This window comes from Paenibacillus caseinilyticus, from assembly GCF_027533645.1.
Classification (GTDB): Bacteria; Bacillota; Bacilli; order Paenibacillales; family NBRC-103111; genus Paenibacillus_G; species Paenibacillus_G caseinilyticus.
This window is the reverse complement of the sequence record NZ_JAQAGY010000011.1, coordinates 51,193-73,344: the sequence shown is the minus strand read 5'-3', so window position 1 is coordinate 73,344 and position 22,152 is coordinate 51,193. Positions and strand designations below refer to the sequence as shown.

At 51.9% G+C, this 22,152-nt stretch carries 18 protein-coding genes and 1 pseudogene; 10 read left to right on the top strand and 9 right to left on the bottom strand.

The features are described 5' to 3' along the window. Positions 1-20: 20 nt before the first annotated feature. Complete coding sequence (locus tag O9H32_RS17680) at positions 21-689, bottom strand: HAD family hydrolase (RefSeq protein WP_269867447.1); 669 nt, start codon at positions 687-689, stop codon at positions 21-23. A gap of 136 nt (positions 690-825) precedes the next feature. Between O9H32_RS17680 and O9H32_RS17675 the strand changes: the two genes are divergently transcribed. Both O9H32_RS17675 and O9H32_RS17670 read left to right on the top strand, forming a co-directional pair. After that, the gene (locus tag O9H32_RS17675) at positions 826-1,785 is read left to right on the top strand and encodes a LacI family DNA-binding transcriptional regulator (RefSeq protein ID WP_269867446.1); all 960 of its coding nucleotides are present in this window, start codon (positions 826-828) and stop codon (positions 1,783-1,785) included. Then, positions 1,766-2,311: a hypothetical protein gene (locus O9H32_RS17670; protein WP_269867445.1), complete on the top strand. Its 546-nt coding sequence runs from the start codon at positions 1,766-1,768 to the stop codon at positions 2,309-2,311. Before O9H32_RS17675 ends, O9H32_RS17670 begins: the two co-directional genes overlap by 20 nt. A gap of 315 nt (positions 2,312-2,626) precedes the next feature. Here the strand turns inward: O9H32_RS17670 and O9H32_RS17665 are convergent, their stop codons facing one another. Together O9H32_RS17665 and O9H32_RS17660 are read right to left on the bottom strand one after the other, a co-directional pair. Beyond that, positions 2,627-3,814: a DUF418 domain-containing protein gene (locus O9H32_RS17665; protein WP_269867536.1), complete on the bottom strand. Its 1,188-nt coding sequence runs from the start codon at positions 3,812-3,814 to the stop codon at positions 2,627-2,629. Between the two features lie 180 nt (positions 3,815-3,994). Then, positions 3,995-5,458 (bottom strand): RICIN domain-containing protein, encoded by a 1,464-nt coding sequence (locus O9H32_RS17660; protein WP_406627340.1) that lies wholly within the window; start codon positions 5,456-5,458, stop codon positions 3,995-3,997. 427 nt (positions 5,459-5,885) lie between these two features. Between O9H32_RS17660 and O9H32_RS17655 the strand changes: the two genes are divergently transcribed. Together O9H32_RS17655 and O9H32_RS17650 are read left to right on the top strand one after the other, a co-directional pair. After that, positions 5,886-6,218, top strand: a complete 333-nt coding sequence (locus tag O9H32_RS17655) for a winged helix-turn-helix transcriptional regulator (RefSeq protein ID WP_269867443.1) — start codon at positions 5,886-5,888, stop codon at positions 6,216-6,218. A 277-nt stretch (positions 6,219-6,495) separates the two neighbouring features. After that, positions 6,496-7,224, top strand: coding sequence for an NAD(P)-dependent oxidoreductase (locus O9H32_RS17650; RefSeq protein ID WP_319946942.1), 729 nt, complete (start codon positions 6,496-6,498; stop codon positions 7,222-7,224). A gap of 90 nt (positions 7,225-7,314) precedes the next feature. Here O9H32_RS17650 and O9H32_RS32785 read toward each other — a convergent pair whose 3' ends face one another. Continuing rightward, positions 7,315-7,545, bottom strand: coding sequence for a hypothetical protein (locus tag O9H32_RS32785; RefSeq protein ID WP_319946941.1), 231 nt, complete (start codon positions 7,543-7,545; stop codon positions 7,315-7,317). A 286-nt stretch (positions 7,546-7,831) separates the two neighbouring features. Then, positions 7,832-8,704: an NmrA family NAD(P)-binding protein gene (locus O9H32_RS17640; RefSeq protein ID WP_269867441.1), complete on the bottom strand. Its 873-nt coding sequence runs from the start codon at positions 8,702-8,704 to the stop codon at positions 7,832-7,834. 235 nt (positions 8,705-8,939) lie between these two features. Here O9H32_RS17640 and O9H32_RS17635 point away from each other — a divergent pair, with 235 nt between their 5' ends. Further along, on the top strand, positions 8,940-9,521 hold the full coding sequence (locus tag O9H32_RS17635) for a TetR family transcriptional regulator (protein WP_269867440.1): 582 nt from the start codon (positions 8,940-8,942) through the stop codon (positions 9,519-9,521). A gap of 73 nt (positions 9,522-9,594) precedes the next feature. On the opposite strand, the pseudogene O9H32_RS17630 reads toward O9H32_RS17635, so the two are convergent. The 4 genes and pseudogenes from O9H32_RS17630 to O9H32_RS17615 form a co-directional block, all read right to left on the bottom strand. Next, a pseudogene (locus O9H32_RS17630) lies at positions 9,595-9,717 on the bottom strand (ABC transporter permease subunit); the annotation flags it as partial. A gap of 94 nt (positions 9,718-9,811) precedes the next feature. Then, a complete protein-coding gene (locus tag O9H32_RS17625) occupies positions 9,812-10,606 on the bottom strand; it encodes an SDR family NAD(P)-dependent oxidoreductase (protein ID WP_269867439.1) in 795 nt (264 codons plus the stop codon). 91 nt (positions 10,607-10,697) lie between these two features. Further along, on the bottom strand, positions 10,698-11,045 hold the full coding sequence (locus O9H32_RS17620; protein ID WP_269867438.1) for an ArsR/SmtB family transcription factor: 348 nt from the start codon (positions 11,043-11,045) through the stop codon (positions 10,698-10,700). Positions 11,046-11,364: 319 nt separating this feature from the next. After that, a complete protein-coding gene (locus O9H32_RS17615) occupies positions 11,365-13,260 on the bottom strand; it encodes a carbohydrate-binding protein (RefSeq protein WP_269867437.1) in 1,896 nt (631 codons plus the stop codon). A gap of 393 nt (positions 13,261-13,653) precedes the next feature. Between O9H32_RS17615 and O9H32_RS17610 the strand changes: the two genes are divergently transcribed. Genes O9H32_RS17610 through O9H32_RS17590 form a run of 5 tightly spaced genes read left to right on the top strand, consistent with a single transcriptional unit; the run spans position 13,654 to position 22,151 of the window. Continuing rightward, on the top strand, positions 13,654-15,291 hold the full coding sequence (locus O9H32_RS17610; protein ID WP_269867535.1) for an extracellular solute-binding protein: 1,638 nt from the start codon (positions 13,654-13,656) through the stop codon (positions 15,289-15,291). Positions 15,292-15,351: 60 nt separating this feature from the next. Further along, the gene (locus O9H32_RS17605; RefSeq protein WP_269867436.1) at positions 15,352-17,106 is read left to right on the top strand and encodes a sensor histidine kinase; all 1,755 of its coding nucleotides are present in this window, start codon (positions 15,352-15,354) and stop codon (positions 17,104-17,106) included. Further along, positions 17,091-18,722, top strand: a complete 1,632-nt coding sequence (locus O9H32_RS17600) for a response regulator transcription factor (RefSeq protein ID WP_269867435.1) — start codon at positions 17,091-17,093, stop codon at positions 18,720-18,722. The genes O9H32_RS17605 and O9H32_RS17600 overlap by 16 nt, the downstream gene beginning before the upstream one ends. Before the next feature lie 50 nt (positions 18,723-18,772). Further along, positions 18,773-20,377 carry a response regulator gene (locus O9H32_RS17595; RefSeq protein WP_269867434.1) on the top strand — a complete coding sequence of 535 codons (1,605 nt, stop codon included), beginning with the start codon at positions 18,773-18,775 and terminating at the stop codon, positions 20,375-20,377. After that, on the top strand, positions 20,349-22,151 hold the full coding sequence (locus tag O9H32_RS17590; RefSeq protein WP_269867433.1) for a sensor histidine kinase: 1,803 nt from the start codon (positions 20,349-20,351) through the stop codon (positions 22,149-22,151). Before O9H32_RS17595 ends, O9H32_RS17590 begins: the two co-directional genes overlap by 29 nt. Position 22,152 lies beyond the last annotated feature (1 nt).

Sequence of the window (22,152 nt, the reverse complement as noted above, 5' to 3'; positions counted from 1 at the left end):
TGGGGGGGAGAAGTGACGCGTTACATCGGCAGCATGGATTCAACGCCACCCCTGCCAATAGTCTGCTGAATGTATTGCCTGAACTCTTGTATTGTCGTGAACAGTTGGTCGGGTTGAAGCAGTTGCAGCAGCTCTGGCTCAGCAGTCTCCGCCCACGCGGCAGACACAATCGGAACTCCTGCTTCCCTCGATGCTTTTATATCACTTGGTGCATCCCCAACATATATACTATCCACGGTCGCGATCCCAAGTTGTTTCAACACGCTTTGAATCCCCTGAACTTTTCTTGGCCCTTGAGGAGATCCGGTTTCAATCGCCTCGAAATACGATCGGATACCGAACATGTCCAACGTAATCTCTGTGCTTCGATCACCTTTTCCCGTAACCAAGGCCAGTCGTACATTCATGTCTTTTATGTAGTCAAGAACCTCTGTCATACCCTCGAATGGAACGGCACACATGGAATGCAATTCGCGATAGTGTCTTAAATAGCTCTCTATTCCCTGTTCGTAGTATGCTGGTATTAAAGCTTGGACAGTTCCTTCTTCAGAAGGGCCAAAGGTATCGATAATTTCCTTATCGCTTAGGGCTTTGCCCGCCAATGGTTCAATTGCTTTCTTGAAAGCGGCAATACAAAGCGGCAATGTATTTCCGATCGTACCGTCAAGATCAAAAATGATGCATTTCATTGTGTCATTCTCCTCTTTGTTTTGAATGAGATTAGCTAACGGCTAAAACATTTATTTTTGCAAGGCTTGCAAAACCAATGTAATTTATGGAATGCTTTTCATGTCAAGAAATTTATTAGGGGAGGGAGTGCGAATAATGGCAAATATTAAAGATGTTGCAAAATTAGCCGGAGTATCTGTTACGACGGTATCACGCGTAATCAATGACAGCCCATATGTAAGCGTCGCAAAAAAAGAAGCTGTTCTACGTGCAATGGAGATAACAAACTACGAACGGAACATTAACGCCGTACATTTGATTAAGGGAAAGACCCATCTCATAGGCGTCGTTGTTCCCTCTATAAAAAGGCCCTATTTCGGTCTCGTTGTCGAAGGAATCGCCGAGGAAGCCTTGAAGAATAACAATAATCTGGTGCTGATTCAAACCAATTATGAAGAACATCGAGAGTTAGAAGCATTAAAGATGCTAAAACTGAAACAAATAGACGCCCTGATTATTTGTTCAAAAATTAGCGATTGGGAAATTGTAGAGAAGTACGCCAATTACGGTTCAATTATTGTATTTGAAGATGCAAGAGGGCGTGCCGTCTCGTCTATTTTTGTCGACCATTATAAAAGTTGTGTGGAAGCGTTAGCGTATTTAAACGCCAAGGGCCACTGTAGGATTGGCTGCTGCTTGGCCAGAAAATCTGGAACAAGCAGTAAACAAAGGGAACTGGCTTACCGGGATTATTTGAATAACATCGGTGAACCGTTTGATCCGAATTACATCTTTTATGACGCCATTCATTTTGAAGACGGCGAATGGATCGTGCAACGATTGATGGCGATGAACACTCCCCCAACTGCGCTTCTCGTTACGAGCGACCAAGTAGCAAGCGGGATTTTGGCATGTTGCAAAGAACGAGGAATCGATGTGCCATCCAGACTTGCCATCGTCGGGTTTGACAACCAACCGATCGCTAAGATATTAAATATCACAACTTTTGAAATTCCCTTAGTGGACATTGGCAGGGAATTGTTCGTCCGATCCATAAGCGGAAGCTTCTTTCAAAAGGAAATACCAGTCAAGTTAATTGAACGCCTTACAGTATAACTGCCACAAGTGTGAGCAGGGATTGTTGGATGCTGCAAATGAAATTGATCCAACTGGAGAACACCCGCTAGCAGTAGCTGGAGATATAAGACATCCTTGTAACTCGAAATTCTCAGGTGGTCGTTCAAGTAACCGGCAGGTCAACGCGGCAAATGGGGTTTGGAGAAGGTCAAAGCACCTGATGGGTGCTTTTTTGCATTCCATAGAATCACAGTTTCAAGTGGCCAATCCCTTGACGGAGAGAAGAGAAGCAAGAAAAGCAAGAACCAGAACTCTTTATGAAAATAAATCCTTGATCGCTGAGATTTTTACAGTCTTTCTCGTCTTATTCATTGGAATAGGAAAGGAGCATAAGTGCGTGGAATCTGTCAATGCACGGAAATTCCCTCACAACGATAGTATAATGACCTCCTCAAGCATACCGGGTACGAAGCGGGGGACGATGCTGTGGAGCTACACATTTCGCTATCTACCCGAGAACGCAAAAATAAGCTTCGAACCAGGGAGACTAGGCGAGGAACCCTAGCCTTCCGTTCAGCCGGTGATGAATTCATACTCAGACGATTCACGCTTGAGCCCAATGAGAATCCTGATGTAGAGCAAAGCGAAGGTACCCTGCACCTTGAGGGAAGGCTGTTAAACGACCCCATTGCATCGGAGTGGGTATTCCAAGACGACCAGGGCACGGTTTATCCTGCTCAAAGTAGAGGATCAGTAATGATGGAAGAGGAGCGTTACGTTCTAGGAGGGGGCGTGGCGGACCCTAAGGTTCCCTATCAGTTCCGGATTCCGGCTATGACTTCCATCCCCAGTAAACTTATATTTACCCGTACCGTTGTTTCTAAGTGGTATAATCATGTGAGTTGGAAGCTGTTATCAACCGCCTCAACAATGCCTCGAGCGGCCCGTTCTTGTTCATCTTCTCTAAGCCTGCAGCTAAGAGAGCCGATAACACCCAGACGCCTACAGCAATCAGAGCGGCAGCAGCATTGCTCAACCGTCCGCCTAAATCCAGCGCGACAGGGGAGAAGAGCAGCACGAGCACCGCCTCATTCCACACATAGAACGTTAAGGAACGTTTTCCTACGGCCATGACAGCACGGGCCCATGTTATAGGCTTCCCTAGCATCGCGCCGAGTAAGCCGAAGACCGCCGCATAAGAAAGTCCGCCTGCGATTCCGGTTAGGATGTGCAAGCCTTGGGCGAGGCCGGCCGTGAACCAGGCCGGCTGCCAGAGAGTGCCGAGCAGCGTTACGGGCAACGCCCCGAGCAAGGAGACCGGCAATCCGATCCGAATAATCGAGGCAATCGTCCTTGACTGCTGCTGAGGTTCCGTTAATAGCCGAAGCCGGGCCATCCACATGCCGAGAAGCACGGAGGGCAGAATTGGAAACAGGACATGAATGAGAATGGGGATCGTCGGGAACGAGGTGAGACGGATGAGGGCTGAATGCAGGTACGTATCCTCGGCTGTTACCTCAGGAGGGAAGCCGTAGCTGCCCATTTCCTGCATATTGAATCCCCAGAAGATCGGGACGAATAAGATATATAACGTCGTGACAGTCACGAAGGCGCGCTTCCATGCTCGCTGCTCCCGCGTAAGCAGCGAGCTAACGAGCAGCCCGGCTGTACCGTAAGCCATCAGAATATCTTGGCCGCCAATGACAACTGCGAGCACAATACCGAATAGAATCAAGAACCCCGAACGCCGACGGATCGACTTGAGGGCGATCTGCGGGTGAGTTCCATGGGCTGCTTGGCGTTCATAAGCCAACACGAGACCATAACCGAAAAGTGTCGCGAACATGGCTCTGGCCCGGTTATCAATGACGAGAACCCCGAACAGGTTAACGGCTTGGTCGAGGATGGAGCCGCTCGCTACCCGCTGCATGATACCTGGCTCCGTCGCATACAGATAGAGCGGCACATGTGCCAGCACAATAAGGAGCAGCATTGCGCCGCGGGCCAAATCCAAAGAGGCGGCGCGCTTGCACTGCGCTGCTGTGCCGAAGGGCCGGGACTCAGTCATCATCATTCCCCCTATATTCACCCAAAAGTATGCTTCGATTTTCCACCCTTATTTTACCATGCCCCGTCAGTTGAGGATACGTTTAAACAAAATCAGTTCCTTGATCCACGATAAAAAGCCGGCTCCATTCTGCAATGAAGGAGCCGGCTTTTCGCAGCTTAAGCAGGGTGTGTCTGCATACTACTCGACCTTCAGCAGTCTCCACTGCTGGTTTTTACCGCCGTTGTCCGTCCATTGTATGGCACGGGTACCATCTGCTTGTGAGCTGTCAGAAATGTCGATCAGCTTGCCTGAGCCGCGGTTCTTCAGCTTGAAATGGCCTGAGCCGCCGTCGATGATCTGCCAGTGCTGGCTGGTCCAGCTGCCGTCGGACCACTGTTCAATGATGGCTCCATCCGTTGCGGAGCCGCTCTCGACGCCAATCAGCTTGGAACTGTTCCGGTTGACCAGCTTGTAGTAGCCGCTGCCTGCGCTTACGAACTTCCACTGCTGGCTGTATAGTCCGGTATTCGTCCACTGCTCGAGGTCATCTCCGTTGGCTGTACCCGAGCTGCGGACGTTCAAGCCTTTTCCGCTGTTGCGATTTTCAATAATGTAGTATGCATTCGTGTCGATGGCCGGGGAGGAAGCCGTTATCGTACCCAAGCTCGAATCGATGGTGGTCGAGCTGCCCCAACTCATGGAGAGCGACGTGTTCGAAGGGAACGACAGCGGCAGCCAGACATAGCGGGATTCCATCACTTTGCCACCCCAGGCTCCGGCCCAGCGGTCACCCATATACAGATAGGAGGTTGTACTGGAGCCCTCCACCGGCAGCACATAGGCGCTCTGTGAATCGAATGTCGTGCTGTCGCCAAAATTAGCGAGACCGCTCCATGTGCCTGTAATGCTTGTCGCTGTTGCATATTTCGCCTGATTCGGATTCCAGCCTGTGGCGCCGGAGGTGATGAGGAAATAGACGCTGCCGCGCTTGAACATGGCTGGCGCTTCTCTATACTGCCCTACCCACAGCGTCTGCACAAGGGATTCTACACCAAGGAAGTCAGGAGTCAGCTTGTAAATGTTAAGATCTGCGTTAACCCGCGTCGCCGAGATTAAATACGCGGTCCCGTTATCGTTGTACACCGTCATATCGCGGGAGTCATAACCCAGCGGCCGGAAGCTGCCGTGATAGGTGTAGCTGCCATCGACCGTGCTGGAGTAAGCGACAGCGGTGCGCGCCTGCCCGTAGTCGGAGCCATTCTCCCAGTGCATCCACAGCACGAATTGACCGGTGGAGTTGTTATAGATGACTTTGGGCCGCTCAATGTTGGAGATATTCAGCTCCGCTGCCGAGTTTTTCGTCAGAACATCCTTCCGGAATTCCCAGTTTTTCAGGTCGCTCGACCGGTAGCAGGAAACCGCGTTGAACGTGCCGTCCGCATTGCGGTTCTCTCCGAACCAATAATAGTAGCTGCCTACCTTGATGGCGCCGCCGCCGTGGGCATGAATGACATTGCCGTTCGTGTCCTTGAACTGAATGCCGTTCTGTACACTCCCTGCCGCCGCCTCCGTACGGGAAGCCAATAATACTGCACTGAACACCTGCAGCCCCAGCAGAGCAATCAGCAAATAACTACACATCTTTGGCCATCGTAAGCTCATTAATGAATCCTTCCTTTCGCTTGGTTAGTTACAAAAGCTGGTCACCTAACGGAGCTACCGACTGTTAAGCGCTTTCGATCAGGTTGAGCCTCACCTCCTTTAGCTGTAAAGATAGGGGATCTTGAGATTCATGCCTAGTGCATTTTCAGAATATATATGAACTATTCTTGCTTTAAAAGGTGAAATTTTGTAATTTTTGTACCCTAAATGCGACCCTTGGATAAGGTACGTATCGGCAACAGAGCGGGTGGGGGAAATACAGAACTGTCATTCTTCGTTTAGGGAGTTGTTCGTCACTGGTGAAAATCCGATCATCCCAATAAGAAGTTCGTTTTTTGTTGACCGGCTTGCAACTAACCTGTAAAATTTTGTTAGGTCAATATTTTAAGGTAATGAACTTACTTAAAGGTAAGGGGATGATCGATCAATGATTCATCAGCTTGAATGTCCAGTGGAGACCCTCATTCATGTTCTAGGCGGCAAATGGAAACCAATGATATTGTGGCATTTGATACAATCCAATAAACGATTCAACGATCTGGAAAAGCTTATACCTGATGTATCTCAAAAAATGCTTTCACAACATCTGCGGGACTTGGAACGAGAGGGCATCATCGATAGAACGGTCTACCCCACCGTCCCTCCAAAAGTAGAATATTCCCTTAGTGAATATGGCAAAACATTGATCCCTGTAGCAGAAGTCATGTGTGCTTGGGGAGAAAAACATAATAAGCGGAAATATGAAGACTCTGCTTCTTAATGCTTGTTCCATTCATTTGCATACTAATTTCAAGATCGCATAGCAAAAGCTGCCACGGGATTTGCCCTGGCAGCTTTTGCTTTTTTCAGTCCATATTCCTTTACGATTTTGCCATGGACCAACTTGGATTGCCCTTTCTGCTTAATACTTACTTTTAAGTAAGGACCCTACATTAAAGTGGGTTCTTATCAAGATTTTTAAACGATGCTAAGCTTGAGTCAATCCAGAGATGAACTACTCAACTATCGGGAGTCATAAATAAAAGGAGGAAAGCATGATGAAAATTATTGTTTTCGGAGCAACAGGAAATACGGGTAAAAGAGCACTGGAGCAGGGGGTTAACATGGGACATGAAATGACAGCATTCGTGCGAAACCCAGGGAAGTTTTATGAACAGCAAGGAGAGCGTTCGGCAAAACAGGTGAAAGTGATCGTGGACGATATCATAAACCCAGTAAGCGTCGGCGAGGCGCTCTCGCATCAAGACGCCGCTATTATTGCTGCCGGCCATGCCGGTCAAGGAGATGAGTTCGTTCGTCTTGTTGATAACATTATAAGCCAATGTGAAATCCACCCTAATTTTTCCGGGAGGGTATGGGTAATGGGAGGTGCCGGCCTGCTGGATATTCCATATACGGACCTCATTGGCAACAATCTGCCCGGCTTCCCGCCCGAGTATAAAAATCACAACCGGAATTTTGAACGACTCCTACGCTCTGAGCTCGATTGGTCCGTTATGTGTCCGGGAACGATGATGGATTCGATAGAGCCTGCGGCGCCGGTTCATCTGCATGTGACAACGGAAACCTTGCCCATATCCATTCCGAAGGCGATCAATGAATTTTCCGAGGCCGAGATAGCCGGTTACTTGTTCAGCCGGCTTCAAGAGCTGAATGTTGCTTATGATGATGTCGTGAAATGCATGCTGGACCATATTGAGCCCGGAGGGCCTTTTAAGAGAAAAAGGGTCGCTCTCGCCTATCAAAGCGATATTCCGGTGAGCTAAGGAGGAAGAAGGGAGAGGATCAGTTTGTTGGGATGGCTCCTCGTTTTTCATATATTGGCTTCGATTGCGGTAATCGGTCCCGCCTTCGTGTTACCCTACATCCGAAGGTCCGCTAGAACCGCCGGCCAGTTGCGCTTTGCTTTTGATGTAACGAACAAGCTTGCCATCCTGCCTAAAATTGGCGGAGCCGTACTTATTATTACCGGAGTTTGGCTTATAGTCATAACCAAGATGGGGGGATAAATTACCCGACGAGCTCGGTCGATTGATGAAAAAGACCATACCGGTCGAGACGGCGTCACAGCTGCTGATGATCGCCATTACCGTGCTTATGATCCTTAAGCCATTCTAAAGAAGCCTTAAAACACTTTAACCATCGGCCTGCGGGTAGCAGTCCAGGAATGAATACCGGATGTGGAAGGCAGATACGTTAACTGCCGGAGGACAAGAACATATATTCATTAAGCCGCATAATATGCGGCTTTTCTCATTTTAAAGATATATGCTCTTGTCCAAAGTGCATGACAAGAACATATATCTTTAGCCGTACATGTCAAGAACAAGTTTGTAGTATAAGTGGTCTTACCGTTTGAAAGCAGACCTGAGGTTAAGCTTGAACAGCTGGCTTGAGCACTTCTTCGCACCACTGACGGAAGCTTGTTCCAGCGGGCTGTGCTTTGTGGAAATCGTTGTCATAGATACCCTCATTTTGAGCATTCACCATATCTATATAGTCCTGTGCCCAAGCCTCCGTCCCGAATTGCATTAGTGTTGTTTTATAGTCAGAAGGCGAGACCTGCCCAAAGCGGATAGACCGTCCCAGCACTTCAGACATGACATGGGCCATGTCATGTGGTGACAAAGGATCAGGACTACATACCGGAACACTGTCTTGGCCGCTCCAGGATTTATCGAGCAACAACTTGGCAGCCATGGCGGCGATATCTCGGGTGGCGCAGGCCACGAGCTTGCGGTCTCCCGTATTAGGCATAAAGAACATTCCTTGGTTTTTGATTGTCTTGAGCTGGAGAAGCAAATTTTCTAAAAAGTACGGCATACGCAGCGATCGGTAGCTCACGCCTGTGCTTTCTATTAGATCGTCCATCTCAAATGCCGCCGATAATAGCCCGGCGTTTCTTCCGAACTCACGACCCATGCTTGACACTCCTACCACTCGTTTCACATGGAGACTCTTGACTGCTTGACAAGCGGGCCGGGTAAAGTCCAAATAATAATCCATGGGATTCTCGGCTCCAGGGTTCGGCGGTACCAACCAGAGCACACTGTCTGCACCAGTGAACGCCTCCGTAACGACATGTAAGTCACTGTGCGACCCTTGAAAGACTTCCGCCCGTTCGCGCACGCGTTGCGACAATCGGGAAGGATCTCGCGCAATTACACGGACAGCCTCCCCGCTATGAAGGACGTGGTCAAGGACCTGGTGGCCAATCTGGCCGGAGGGAGTGGTTATAACGATCATACCATTCATCCTTTCTGTTTTGGATTGGAGCTGTTTTCGATCAACGAAAGATCATTATCAATCCAACAGTGTTGTTTAAGCTGCACTGTTAGTGTTAATCTTAGGGTAAGCGGCTTAAGCTGCACAACCAGCAATCATACATTTTCGTAGCTTAGACAACACATCGACCTATCTGTTGTCCTTACTACTTAATGACAATCGCACACTGACTACATTTTGAGGTGAGAAACAAAACATGCCGACCAACGCAAATGATCCCCGCGTAAAACGGACACGTCAACTGTTGATGCAAGCCTTCATGGAATTGCTTGAACAGAGGAGAAATATCCATTCCATTACTGTACAGGATATTACGGCTCGCGCGACCGTAAATCGGGCCACATTCTATGCGCATTTCGAAGACAAGTACGCATTTCTTGAGTGCTGGATGAGAGAAAAATTTCAGAAAAAGCTGAAAAATGAGCTGCCCAATGCTGCTTTATCCGATATAGGGAGCCTGCGGGCGCTTATATTAATCGTTTTCGATTTTCTTGTCCGTACTCGGCAGTATATGACGATAGGCGATCGTCAGTTTGAACCGTTGTTTGAGATCGCGATGCAAAAGGAGCTGTATGACTTATTATTAAGCTGGTTAAGTAAACAAACGGAACCGTCCAATTCAAGAGAGACGGTGGAGACCACCGCCCTCATTACAAGCTGGGGCATCTTTGGGGCGGCATTCGAGTGGAGCAGACATCCGCAAGATCAACCGGCGGAAGCCAGGGCGAAGGAAGTTTTGGTGGTTGTGGCGGCAGGTTTGGCACCCGCGATGGGATAACTGTGGAGCTATCCATTCCGGTCTTTACCCGAGTACGAACCTTAACGGGGAACGGTACAGACCGGTCTCCTCTCACCACGACGGTGATGGGGATCAGCGAGGGAAGCGTGATGTGCAGCGTCTGCTTCCAGCGTGAGGCGCCGTCGACTTCGGCCGCTTCGTATAGCGACGGGTTGATGCCGGTCAAGGCGGCCAGGAGAGTGGGGCTGCCCTATTTCTTTTACGATAGAGATCCGATCCGTGGCAAGGCTTCCTCCGAGTCGCCCGAAGGGAGCCTTAGTAAGGGGAAATCACCGCGATATCGTGTTCAGCTTTTGCTCCAGTACACTTCGTGTGATTCGGGTGACAATCTTTCTTGGAAAGAAGCGCGGCGCTTGGGTGAGTAACCAGTTCTGGAAGCCGGGGACAATGAATGTTTTTTTGCCCATCAATGCTTTGTATCCAATTTCGGCAACGGTTTGCGGACTCATAAGCTTTTTCGGATCGGCCACTTTTTGACCATCCATCTTGGAGCTCCGGAAAAAGTCTGTCTCGGTAGCCCCGGGGCATAATGCGGTAACGGTGACCCCAGTCCCCTGTAGCTCATTCGCAACGGCTTCGGTGAGTGAAAGGACGAATGCTTTAGAAGCGGAATAGTTCGCACTGAGCGGGCAGGCGTAGAACGAAGTGGTCGAACCTACGTTCAGCATGTGTCCACTTCCGCGTTGGACCATGTCTGGAAGAAACAACATCATTAGGTGCGAGAGCGACTGGACATTGAGCTGCAGCATCTCAAGCTCGGAGCTCACGTCTTGCTCATGTAGTAGTCCGAAGGAGCCGATCCCTGCATTGTTGATGAGAACGTCGATCACGATGCCTAGTTCCTTTAGTCGCTCGTGAAGCAGGACGGGACCGCAACTCCGCGCCAGGTCAACGGGAATTGTCATCGTAGAGATGCCGTAGCTGTCCCTCAGTTGTTGAGCGATACGGTTAAGCTTCTCTTCGTCACGGGATGCAAGAATGATGCGGTAATTCTTCTTGGCGAACAATTCAGCGAATGCTTTGCCAATGCCGCTAGATGCGCCTGTAATCAGGACGGTTTGCATGAGAATGAAGCCCCCTAAATTAATAAATTATCTAAAGACAAAACAACTAACCATCTAATTATTTGGTTATTTAGTCAGTAAAGAGAGGGCCTCATTCGGCCCCGGTAGTCTTCATCTCGATGATGCATTCGGTTGTTGCGAGGAAATCCTTCAGCTGCTGCACCGGTTCCTCGATATCCAGGCAGTAATAAATTTCGGTGGCTACTTTTGTGGAAGTGACGAGTTTGGCTTGTTTTAATATTTTCAGATGATGGGAAATGGCAGATCGGGACATTGGCGATCGTTCAACGATTTGAGCGACGTTGAGCGAATCGTGTTTCGTTAACATCATAATAATATCTTGCCGGATAGGGTCGGCCAAGGCAAGGAAGATTTGGCTGCATTCCCTCAGCTGCTGATGGACGAGTGTCTCAAGTTGCGTCGAATTATGGGCTTGCATTGGTGTATCGTCTCCAATTTGCTATTAGCTAAATAACTAAACGCTCGGTTATTTAATCATAATTCGGACTTGTGGTAAATGTCAAGTGATAACGTTTTCTTTTAGGCACGAAAAAGCCCCCTTACTGTAGAAGGTTTTATTATTTCACCTGTCTACCGTAAGGGGAGCGGTATCATCTTAGGGCCGGCTGCCTCTGGTGCCTTATTATTGTGCCACCATTCCTGAATATATTGGAAATGTGATCTAAAAATCTCAGCCAAGCCGATACAATGTCTCTAGTTGTCCTCTCTTGAGAATGAAAATGGCCTCCTACTAAGTGTTATTGAAATTCGATATAATCCACATAGGCATCCCAGCTGCCGTTATCCGTGGTGATGATCAGCTTCACCTCTTGATTTCCAGTGGCATGGGGGATGCCGGACAAGGTCTGAACCGTCGGCGCCGTTCCGGTAAAATAAAAGGAGCCGACGGCCGTTCCTCCGATGAGAAGGTCTACTCTCGCGGCTGTAGAGCTGCTCGAGGCCCCCCGTACTGAAATGCTGTGCGTGGAGTTGGCAAAATTCTGCGTGTAGGCGGCATAATCCCCATTAGCGTATAGAACGGCTCCCGAAAAAGGGGAACTGACCTTACCGGCATAGCTGCCGCCCAGGGTCATCGACTCCGCTTCCACCCTGGTTCCGGCGGTATTCGGAGTAAACTGCCAGTAATCCATATTAAATAAGCTGCCGGTCCCGGATCCGGTGAAAACAAAGAATACCTTGTGAACGCCCGCTGCGCCGCTTACGCCGGTTTCGATCTCCTTCCAGACCTGCGCTCCGCCGGTTGGGCTGACGTTCAGCGTGCCGACCAGGGGCCCGGTTGCGCTGTCCAGACGCACTTCGATCTTGCCGCCTGCCGTAGAGGCTACGCTCGCCTTCACCGTCTTGGCGCCTCCGGTACCAAAGTCAGCGTTGCCTACTGCGATCCAGTCTCCATTATGGATATTCGTTACATTGAGATTCGCAATGGGACCTCCGGCTGCTTGACTTTTTTCGGTTGTCACGCCGGCCTGCCACCCGATCGTTTCGGCTTCGACCCGGGTATACGGATTCAGGTTGGCGGTTTGGGAGATGCCTGCCATATTGCCCTGAACCTCCTGGATGGTGCCATCCGCATTATGCACAAGCTTATTGATATGCGGAGAACGGTAGCCTTTTCCTTCTCCAAGCTGTGCCTTGCTGACCGTTTGGGCATGGTAGACCACATACCACTGATTGTTGAAGTTGAACACCGCATGATGGTTGTTTCCGCCTACGCCGAAGAAGGTATATGGATTTTTCAGAAAATGCCCTTTGTAAGTAAACGGCCCCATAGGACTATTGCTCACCATATAGCCGATCTCGCCCGTCGGATAATTGGAAGGGTGGGTACCCGAGAAATTAATGCAGTACGAATAATAATATTTGCCGTTGTACTTATGAATTCCGGAATCTTCGAACATGTAAGGGGCGTCGATGGTTACCGCACTTCCGGCAACACTGGTCATGTCCGCTCCCAGCTTTAACACCCGGGCCGTTTTGGGATTCGCGACAGAAGCCGGATCCGAGGTATTCGGGATTCCCCCGCCGCTGTAGAGATACCCTGTACCGTCATCATCCACCAGTACGGCCGGGTCAAAAAGCCAGGTAACGCCGGACATGCCCGGTGTATTTGTAGTAACCAGAGCTTTACCGAGCGGGTCGCTCCAAGGGCCGATCGGCGAGTCCGCAGTCAGCACGCCGATACCGGATGCGCCGTTGGCGAAATACAGGAAGAATTTATCCTTCCCGTTGATCGTTTTGTATGCCGCTGACGGCGCCCAGGAGAGGGAGGCCCACTTGGCAATGCCGCTTCCGTTATTCGCATTGTTAGATCCTGCGACTGGAATGGCTCCGTGGTCGGTCCAGTTCACCATATCGGCGGAAGAGATGACCTGAATTTTATTGAGCGGGCTAAAATCATTCTCTTTGACCGTTCCGTTACTGTTGTATACATACGCGTCGCTGGACATATAGACGTACACTCGGCCTTTATAGACCAGGGTGAACGGATCGGCCCCTAATTTATGGTCCATCAGGGGATTGGAGTTACCTGGAATCTTAGCGAGAGGGCTGTTCGCCGCATGAACAGACATTCCCGGCAGCCCACTCAACAGTAAGGTGAGAACGAATACAAAAACGCTCAGTTTCCTGATCATAAACCTATTACCTCCATTTGTTTGATCTTTCCATCGAACCGAAAAGCCTATGCTTGGTAGCTTGTATACACCTCCTTTCAACAAGTACGGCGGCTTGCGGCCATTCTGTAACCGCTATCATATTAACTGGCCGCAAATGCATCCGAATCGCCGCGGATGCTGAATTGTAACGCAACGAATCATATCACATTTCCTGACGGTGTACAGTTATTTTCAATTTTTAGTAAAGAATGGGTAAGGAAATAAAGAAATGTGTATTGTCTTCCCTTCCGTAAGCCTGGATAATGAAAATGAAAAAAAGAACAGCGGGTGGCAGCATACACACAAGGAGAAATGGGGTCATGTCATTTGCAGATGCCAGCAAGGAGCATCGTTCATTATATACTTACCGCCATGCTCCCCGTCCTGATCCTGTCCGCATGCGATGGCGGGAGCGGCACGGAGACCAGCCCTAGGGCAGAGTCTGAAGGCGTGCAATCAGCAGCCGGGTCTCATCGCTCGGTTGAAGTCTCCTTTGTCGGAGCCGAGACGGACGGTCTGGAGGAGCTGCTCCGTCAACTGCAGGGCGAGACGCTGGGGGATAACCGGTGGACCCGGATCTATGAGCAGGAGCTGGGGATTAAAATAAAGTACGATTGGACGGCCAAGGGGGATTTGTACCAGAAGAAGCTTGGTGTGGCGGTTGCGTCAGGAAATATTCCGGATGTGGTCAAGGTGAATGCGCAGCAGCTGAGGCTGCTTACGAACAAGGGGTTAATCCAGGAGCTGTCCCAGGTGTATGAGCAGTATGCTTCCCCGCTGACCAAAGACATTCTGAGTCAGGAGGGGAGCGGCCCCTTCGATGCGGCCACGATCGATGGCAGATTAATGGCGATTCCAGAGACGAACTCTTCTATCGACCGGGCCCAGCTGATCTGGATTCGCACGGATTGGCTGAGCAGGCTCGGGCTCCAGCCGCCGCAAACGATCGATGACGTACTCGCTATTTCTAAAGCGTTTACATCGAGGGACCCGGACCGGAATGGACAGCCGGATACCTTCGGACTTGCGGTGACCCAGAATCTATGGGATCCCGCTATGGGAATCACGGGCTTCATGGCCGGCTATGGGGCGTTTCCGAATCTGTGGGTGAAGAATTCATCTGGGGAGCTTGAATATGGAGGCATTCAGCCCGAGGTGAAAACCGCGCTTCTGGAGCTCCAGAACATGTACCGCAGCGGGCAAATTGACAGTGAATTCGGAATGAAGGATAGTACCAAAGTGGGGAAGCAGATCGCTGCCGGTAAGATCGGCATGCTGTATGGGGAGCAGTGGAGTGCGTTTGGAGTGCAGGGGAGCCGAGGTAGCGCCCCTTCCTCAGAGTGGCAGGCTTTTCCACTTGTATCCAAGTCCGGAGCGCCGCCCCAAGTTCCACTGCGCTTCAGCACATGGCAGTTCTATGCGGTAAGGAAAGACGTGCCGCACCCGGAAGCCGTCGTCCAGCTATTCAATCTTCACTTGGAGAAGAATTGGGGAGCATCGGCAGCGTACGAAACCTACTATATCTCTCCTCTTCCCGTATGGCAGCTGTCTCCGGTCACTCCCTATCCGGCCAGGAAAAACCTGGAGGCCTTTCAGCAGCTGGACAAGGCGCGCCGTACAGGAGACTTCTCCTTCCTGAAAGAGGAAGCCAGGGCGATCAAAAAGCGCCTGGACGCCTATGCATCCGGAGGCCCGGATAAGGAGTCTGGTTGGGGATGGGAGAAGATCTATGGTCCGAACGGTGCTTATGGAATCATTGACGGGTATGAACACAATCACCAACTCCTGACGGATGGGTTTAACGGGGCCCTGACGGACACGATGATGGACAGGCAATCGATCCTCAATGAGCTGCAGGATGAAGCATTTATCCGAATCATTCTCGGCAGGCCGATCGATGAGTTTGACCGGTTCGTAGAAGAGTGGCGCCGCTTGGGCGGAGACCGGATGACCGAGGAGGTGAACCGGTGGCGTGCGGAGAAGGGCAGGGAGCGCTCTGAAACGGATTAGGCCGCCGGCCGCCGCGCATCATGAGATCATACCATCCTAACGGTTACGGAGGCATTTTTGTTGATACCTATTCACTCAAGAACCCTGCGCAGTTCTATCTTTGCCCGGCTGCTCTTCACTTATGTCATCGTGATCGCGCCCATTCTTGCGCTGGGGATATATCTATACCAGTGGAGCTATACGAACGCCAGTGAAGAGTTATCCCGAACCTCCATCACACGGCTGTCCCACTATTTGCAGGATCTGAATCGGGAGATCAGCTGGATGGAGCTCCAGCAGTACGATATTCTGGAAGATCCCGACCTGAATAAGCTTACGGTCACCTGGGAGAGGATGGATCCTGTGGACCGGAGAGCCAGCCTGAATGATCTGCGGAAGCGGCTGACCTCCGTTAAGAATACCAGTGCTTATATCAAGGATATCAGCGTACATATTCCATCCGCGAATAAAACCGTCTCTGCGGTGCTTGCGGTGGACGAGCTGGATCAAGAGCGGTTCGGCTGGTTTCGTTCTCAACCGGGAAGAGAGGAAAGCCGGCTGATCTGGTGGAGGGATTCCCTCCATCTCAGTGCGTTGAAGCAAAGAGGGAAGATGGGCGAGGGGCCCCTGTTCGCAGTGCAGATCGAATTGGATATGGAGAAGCTGAGGGAGTCCTTGCTTCAAATGAACATCAATCCGGAAAGCGGTACGTTTCTCGTCTCGGACGGAGCAGGGTTCACCGTAACGAGCGGTCAGGAGGCCGCTCCTGTGGTCCAAAGCTATCTGCGGGAGGCGAGGGCAGCAAGCTCCGATACGTTGTATGTCCATTCCGAAGGCATGAAGTATCACATTGATCGTGTCTATTCGGGTGCACTGGGATTGTCCGCGGTGGCCTATATGCCTGAAGAAGCCGTCAGCAGGCCGCTCGGCAGGTTCTATACTTGGGCGTGGCTGTTCGCCTTTACCTCTTTGGTGGCGGTCGCCATCTATTCCTTTTCCACCTACAGGTATGTACATAAGCCCCTGCTGATTCTCTTGAAAAGCTTCAAACGAATGGAAGAAGGTGCTCTCGATATGCGGATTGAACACGAACCGAAGGATGAATTCGGATATCTGTATCACCGGTTCAACCAGATGCTGTTGAAGCTGCAGGCGCTGATTGATCAGGATTATAAGCAGAAGCTGATGATGCAGAAGGCGGAGCTGAAGCAATTGCAATCCCAGATCAATCCGCATTTTCTCTACAACAGCTTTTTTATTCTCAACTCGCTCTCCCGAACCGGGGATATTGAGAGAATCGAACAATTCACCCATATGCTTGGGGAGTATTTCCGGTTCATTACCCGCAATGGGGAAGACCATGTATGGCTGTCGGAAGAGATCAGGCATTCCAGGATGTACACGGATATTCAGCAGTTTCGTTTCAGCCGGCGCATCCGCGTACAGTTCGATGAACTGCCGGAAGCCATGGAGCGGATCCGTGTCCCCAAGCTCATCCTGCAGCCGCTCATAGAAAATGCCTATGAGCACAGTCTGGAGGAAATGGATGGGGAAGGGTTCCTGCGCATTTGCTTTGAGTCGCATGGCAGCGAGGCGAGGATCATCGTAGAAGATAACGGAGAGGGCATTACCCCTGCAGAGATCGAGGCCATGAAACATCGTCTGGTTCATACGGCGGAGAGCGAGATGACGGGGATGATTAACATTCACCGGAGGATCCATCTAACTTACGGGGAAGGCAGCGGCCTCTTTTTGTCGCAAAACGGGATGAAGGGATTGCGGGTCGAGATTCGGATCATTCACGAAAGAGGAGGATGGGTATGTACCGATTGCTGATTGTGGATGACGAAGAAATCATCACCGACGGACTGTACGAGGTGTTCCGCCAGCTCACGCCGGATCACCTGGATGTTTGCAAAGCTTATTCGGCCAAAGAAGCACTGAACTGGCTGTCCCGCACCCGTATCGATATGGTATTGACGGACATTCGTATGCCCGGAATGACGGGCCTCGAATTGTCCAAGTCCATCCAATCGTATTGGCCAAGGTGCAGAATTATTTTTCTCACCGGTTACAGTGAGTTCGACTATGCCTACCAGGCGATTCAAATGCCCCACGTCCGGTATTTGCTCAAAACGGAAGGGTACGCCAAGGTGACCCAAACCGTTCAAGAGGTCATGCTGGAATTAGAACAAAGCAGTCAAATGAATGCCTTAGTCGAGCGGTCGCATGAGCAGCGGGATGCGTTTGACTTCATGGCGCAAGGAGGCTATATCCGCCACCTTCTGCAGGAAAGCCATCTCCTTGCTAAGCATCCGGAGGTGCTGACCGGCCATTTCAATACGTTTCATATCCCGCTCGATCCGAATGTTCCCGTTGTGCTGGCTCTTGGCCGCTTAGCGTATCCCGAAGGGAGCACGTATGCCCAAAGAAGCGGGATGCTGGCTTCCGCCAGAATCATCTGGAGTTCCTTCCTGTCCGAGTATGTGCGCAGCATCGGAGTACTGGACAAGCACGAAGATATGCTGTGGTTCATTCAGATGTCTGATAAAAAGGAAAAGAAGTTCGGAGAGCACTTCATCCGTTACTTGGAGGGAACGCTCGAGCTGATCCAGGAAGCCTGCCAGTCCTCCCTCGGGTTCACGATGTTCTTCACCCTAAGCGGCGCCTCCTGTGAATGGGACGCCGTCACCGCGCAGTATGAACGGCTCCGCCAGCTGCAGCAGATGAAGATCGGTGACGGGGCGGCCATGATCTTAACGGACCGACAGGATCAAGGGGATCCCGTTCCGATCAAAGAAGGGTCGCGAACCGGGCTGCAGGCGGAACTTCTGGAATCCCACCTGGAGGCCGGCAGAGCAGAGGACTTCTTCCAATGCCTGGAGGAAATGACGAGCAGCATGTTGCAGAGGAAGGGGGATGTACAAAAAACGATCGAGGCCTATTATTCGGTCGCCCTCGTTCTGCTCTCCTGTATCAACCGCTGGAGGCTGCAGGGTCAAATCGGTGATTACAGCAAGTTGATGCGCCTCGACGAACACCCCTCCATGAGGGACGGATTCGACTATTTGCACAGCCTTGCTGACCGTATATTCAGCGTGAGGCAGATGGATGAAAGGGACCGGACGACGCATATCATCGACAGAATCTGCGGATTCATTGCCGGGCATTTGCACGAAGACCTGTCCCTGGTCCGGCTGGCGGAAATCCATTTCTTCAACCCGTCTTACTTATCCAGGTTATTCAAACAGGAGACAGGAGTGAACCTATCGGATTATATCGAGCAGTGCCGAATCCGAAGGGCCAAGGAGCTCCTGGGGGATGGAGAGCACAAAATACGCGAGGTGGCCGTATCGGTCGGCTATGAGGCGGCGCATTCTTTTACCCGCTTCTTCAAAAAGGCGACGGGCATGACCCCGCAGGAATACCGCGAAGCGCTGATGCCCCTGTGAGTAAAAAGGACAATCCTATCTTGCAATAAAAGAAGAGGCAGGTGAAACGGATGTTTAAGGTTCTGGTGGTGGATGACGAACCGTTGATGCTCGAGGGCTGGAAAACCATGGTGGATTGGCAGAGCTGCGGCTACGAGCTTTGCGGAACGGCGACGGACGGGGAAGAAGCCTTGGCATGGATTCGGGTCCATGAACCGGATCTCGTCTTCACCGACGTCCGGATGCCCGTTCTCGACGGGCTCGGATTGATCCGGGCCATGAGAGATGAGCTGCGCGTCAGTCCCATGACGGTGATTGTGAGCGCCTATTCGGAATTCACCTACGCTCAGCAGGCCCTGCGCTACCAGGTGGACCGTTATGTACTGAAACCGCTCGTGCCGGAAGAAATTCACAAGCTGCTGCTGGAGCAGACGGGGCCGCTGGAGAAGCGTCTTCTGGAGAGAGACGCGGCCCCAAGGGAGCAGGCCGCAGCGGCGGCAGCCGCCGTGGTCAGCCTGCTGAAACAGGGAGGACCGGCGGCAGCCGGAGCAGCAGCCCGGCTGCTCGGCGTCCGGGAAGGGACGCGATGCGGTCTGCTGATCGCTGAAGCTGCGCAGGGAGATCCCGGGAGGGGGGATGACGGAATGTCGTTGCTCCCCCGGGTGCAGACCATGGCCGGAGCCGAATTTCCGGACCGGCTGCAGCTCTTGGCATTCGAAGAAGCGCCGGGCCGCGCCGGCCTGCTTGTCTTGGATGGCGGATCCAGCGGAGAGGCGTTCGAATCCCGGCTGACCGGGACGGCTGCCATGCTGGCGGAGCAGCTTGAGCATGCTGCGGTTTACTGCAGCAGGGCGGCCATCGGACTCTCCGGATTGCCGGAGCTGTACCGACAGACGATGGCCACCCGCCGGCAGTCCATGCTCTGCGGCCGCAGAACGGGCATGCACCGATACCAAGAGCACCCGGCTGCTCCATCCTTCCGTCTCGAGGATCTGACAAGATGTACAGGGACGCTTCTGCATGCCATGGATTCGGGGGACGTGGAAGGGGTCAGCCGCGCCGCGGACACACTGATTCTTCTATTAGAGAGATCCGGGGCGCAGGAATGCTGGGTTCAGGCAGCGGTCAGACATCTTCACGGAGAGCTGCTCCGCCGGTATGCCGCGTCAGGCGAAGCAGCCGCTGAGGAAGACGGCTGGCTGCGGCAGATGCTGCCCGGACAGGATGGCGGTGCGGATGCATGGTCCGGCGAGAGTCTGAAGCGGCTGTGGACCGAGACGTCCGGGCGGCTCGCGGGGAAGCAAGGCTCCCCCTTGGCGAACCCTAGCGTCGCAGCGGAGGCGGTCGCCTACCTGAAGCGGCATTACCGCGAGAAAATCCGGCTTCAGGATCTGGCCCGGCGCTTTCATCTCAGTCCCGTCTACTTCGGACAGCAGTTCAAACGGGAAACCGGCATGCGCTTCAACGAATTCCTCCACCGGCTGCGGATCGACGAAGCCCTCAAGCTGCTTCGCCTAACCGAACTGCGTGTCTCCGAAATCGCCCCCATGCTGGGTTACCACGATGCCGAGTATTTCACCGATAAATTTAAAGCGCTTACAGGCGAGTCGCCTTCTGTTTATAAATCGAAATGCAGGGGGGAGCGGCGTGCGGAATCCAAGCCGGATATTCCATAAAGTAAATGACATTCCTCTCAAGTATAAATTTTTGCTGATCTACTTGTTCTGTGTGCTCCTCCCGATCATTACGCTCAATATCTTCTTCTATCAACGCCATACTGCCGATATTCGGATCCGCGAGGAAGACAATCTCCGCAAGTCGATCGAAAGGGCTTCGGGGGAGCTGCTGGGCATGATCGAGGAAAGCGTGGCACTCAGCCATTCGATTGCAAGCGACAATTCGATATACGAGGCCCTTGATCGCGCGTATGCTTCTCCGGTCGATTACTACGAAGAATATAACAGCTCCCTGCGGGGCAAGTTGACCCGCTATCAGTCTTCCTCCCCGAATATTCTTGAAATCGGCATCTATGCGGATAACCCGACGATACAGACCGGTACGCACTACCATGTCATCGGTGCCGGGAGCGAGAACACGCCATGGCTGGAGCGGCTGATGCGCACAGATGGAAGCATCTCCTTCACGGCTTACCACGACGACCGCAGCTTCAACCCCGGCAGGCGCATCAGCGTCGTGTCCCGGATGAACAAGTTCTCCTCTTATTCGAAGTATGCCAAATACTTGAAGATCGACCTGAACGTGGACAAAGTGGACCGCATTCTGAGCCGGGAGACCGGAAGCCTTCAGCTTCAACTTGTCGATGAACAGAACCGGGTTGTGGCCGCCAGCGCTGGCTTCGGGGAGCCGGGCGAGCAGAACCCGGCCCATCCGTCATTCCAGCCCGTTGACCCGGAATCCGGTTTAGTGATGGAGCGGCCCATTGCGAGCTTGAACTATGTGAAGGGGTGGAAGCTGGTCGGCTTCGCCGATACCCGGCGCATCGATGCGCTGCTGGCGGCCGCCCACCGCTCCATACAGTGGCTGGCCGTCGCAAGCACGGTGCTGCCTACGCTCCTGATTTGGATCATTCTCCGCTCCTATCATTACCGGGTCAAAAAGCTCTCCAAGCACATGGGCAGGGTACGCAACGAGTGCTTCGACCTGATCGACATCCCGGAGGGACGCGATGAGATCGGCGCTCTCATCGGGAGCTTCAACATCATGACCTGCAAAATCAACTCGCTCATCAACGAAGTCTACAAGCTGGAGATCCGGCAAAAAAGTCTTGAGCTCGAACGCGTACGCACGGAATTGTCCATGCTGCAAAGCCAAATGAATCCGCATTTTTTGTTCAATACGCTCAATGCTTTGCTGGTCGTCTGCATGAAAAAAGGGTATACCGACGTGGCCGAGATCATGAAGAACTTGTCCTTGCTCATGAGGCAGCTGCTCACCCGTGCGGACGACCTCGTTCCGCTGCAGGAAGAGATTCAGTTTACGGCGATGTACCTGCAGATCGAGAAATTCCGCTTCGGCGAACTGTTCGATTATACCTTCGACATCGATCCGCAGGCGCTTACCCTGCGCATTCCCAGAATGAGCATTCAACCGCTCGTGGAGAATGCCTGCAAACATGGGCTTCAGGCCCGAAAGGACAATCGCAAAATCAGGGTCGCTGCGAGGCTGACGGAGCGTGCGCTGGAAATCCGGGTCGTCGATAATGGAGTCGGTATGGAGGAAGCGAAGCTCCGCAGGCTGATGGAGGATATACGGTCCGACCGAAGGACGGACGGCCATATCGGGATACGCAATGTATACCGGCGGCTCGGGCTGTTCTATCACGATCAGGCCCGTTTTCAGATGGTGAGCGATCCGATTACGGGGACGGAAGCGGGCTTTCATATTCCGGTCTCCAAGCTGGACTTGAAGGTATGGATGAAGGAGGCGTGAA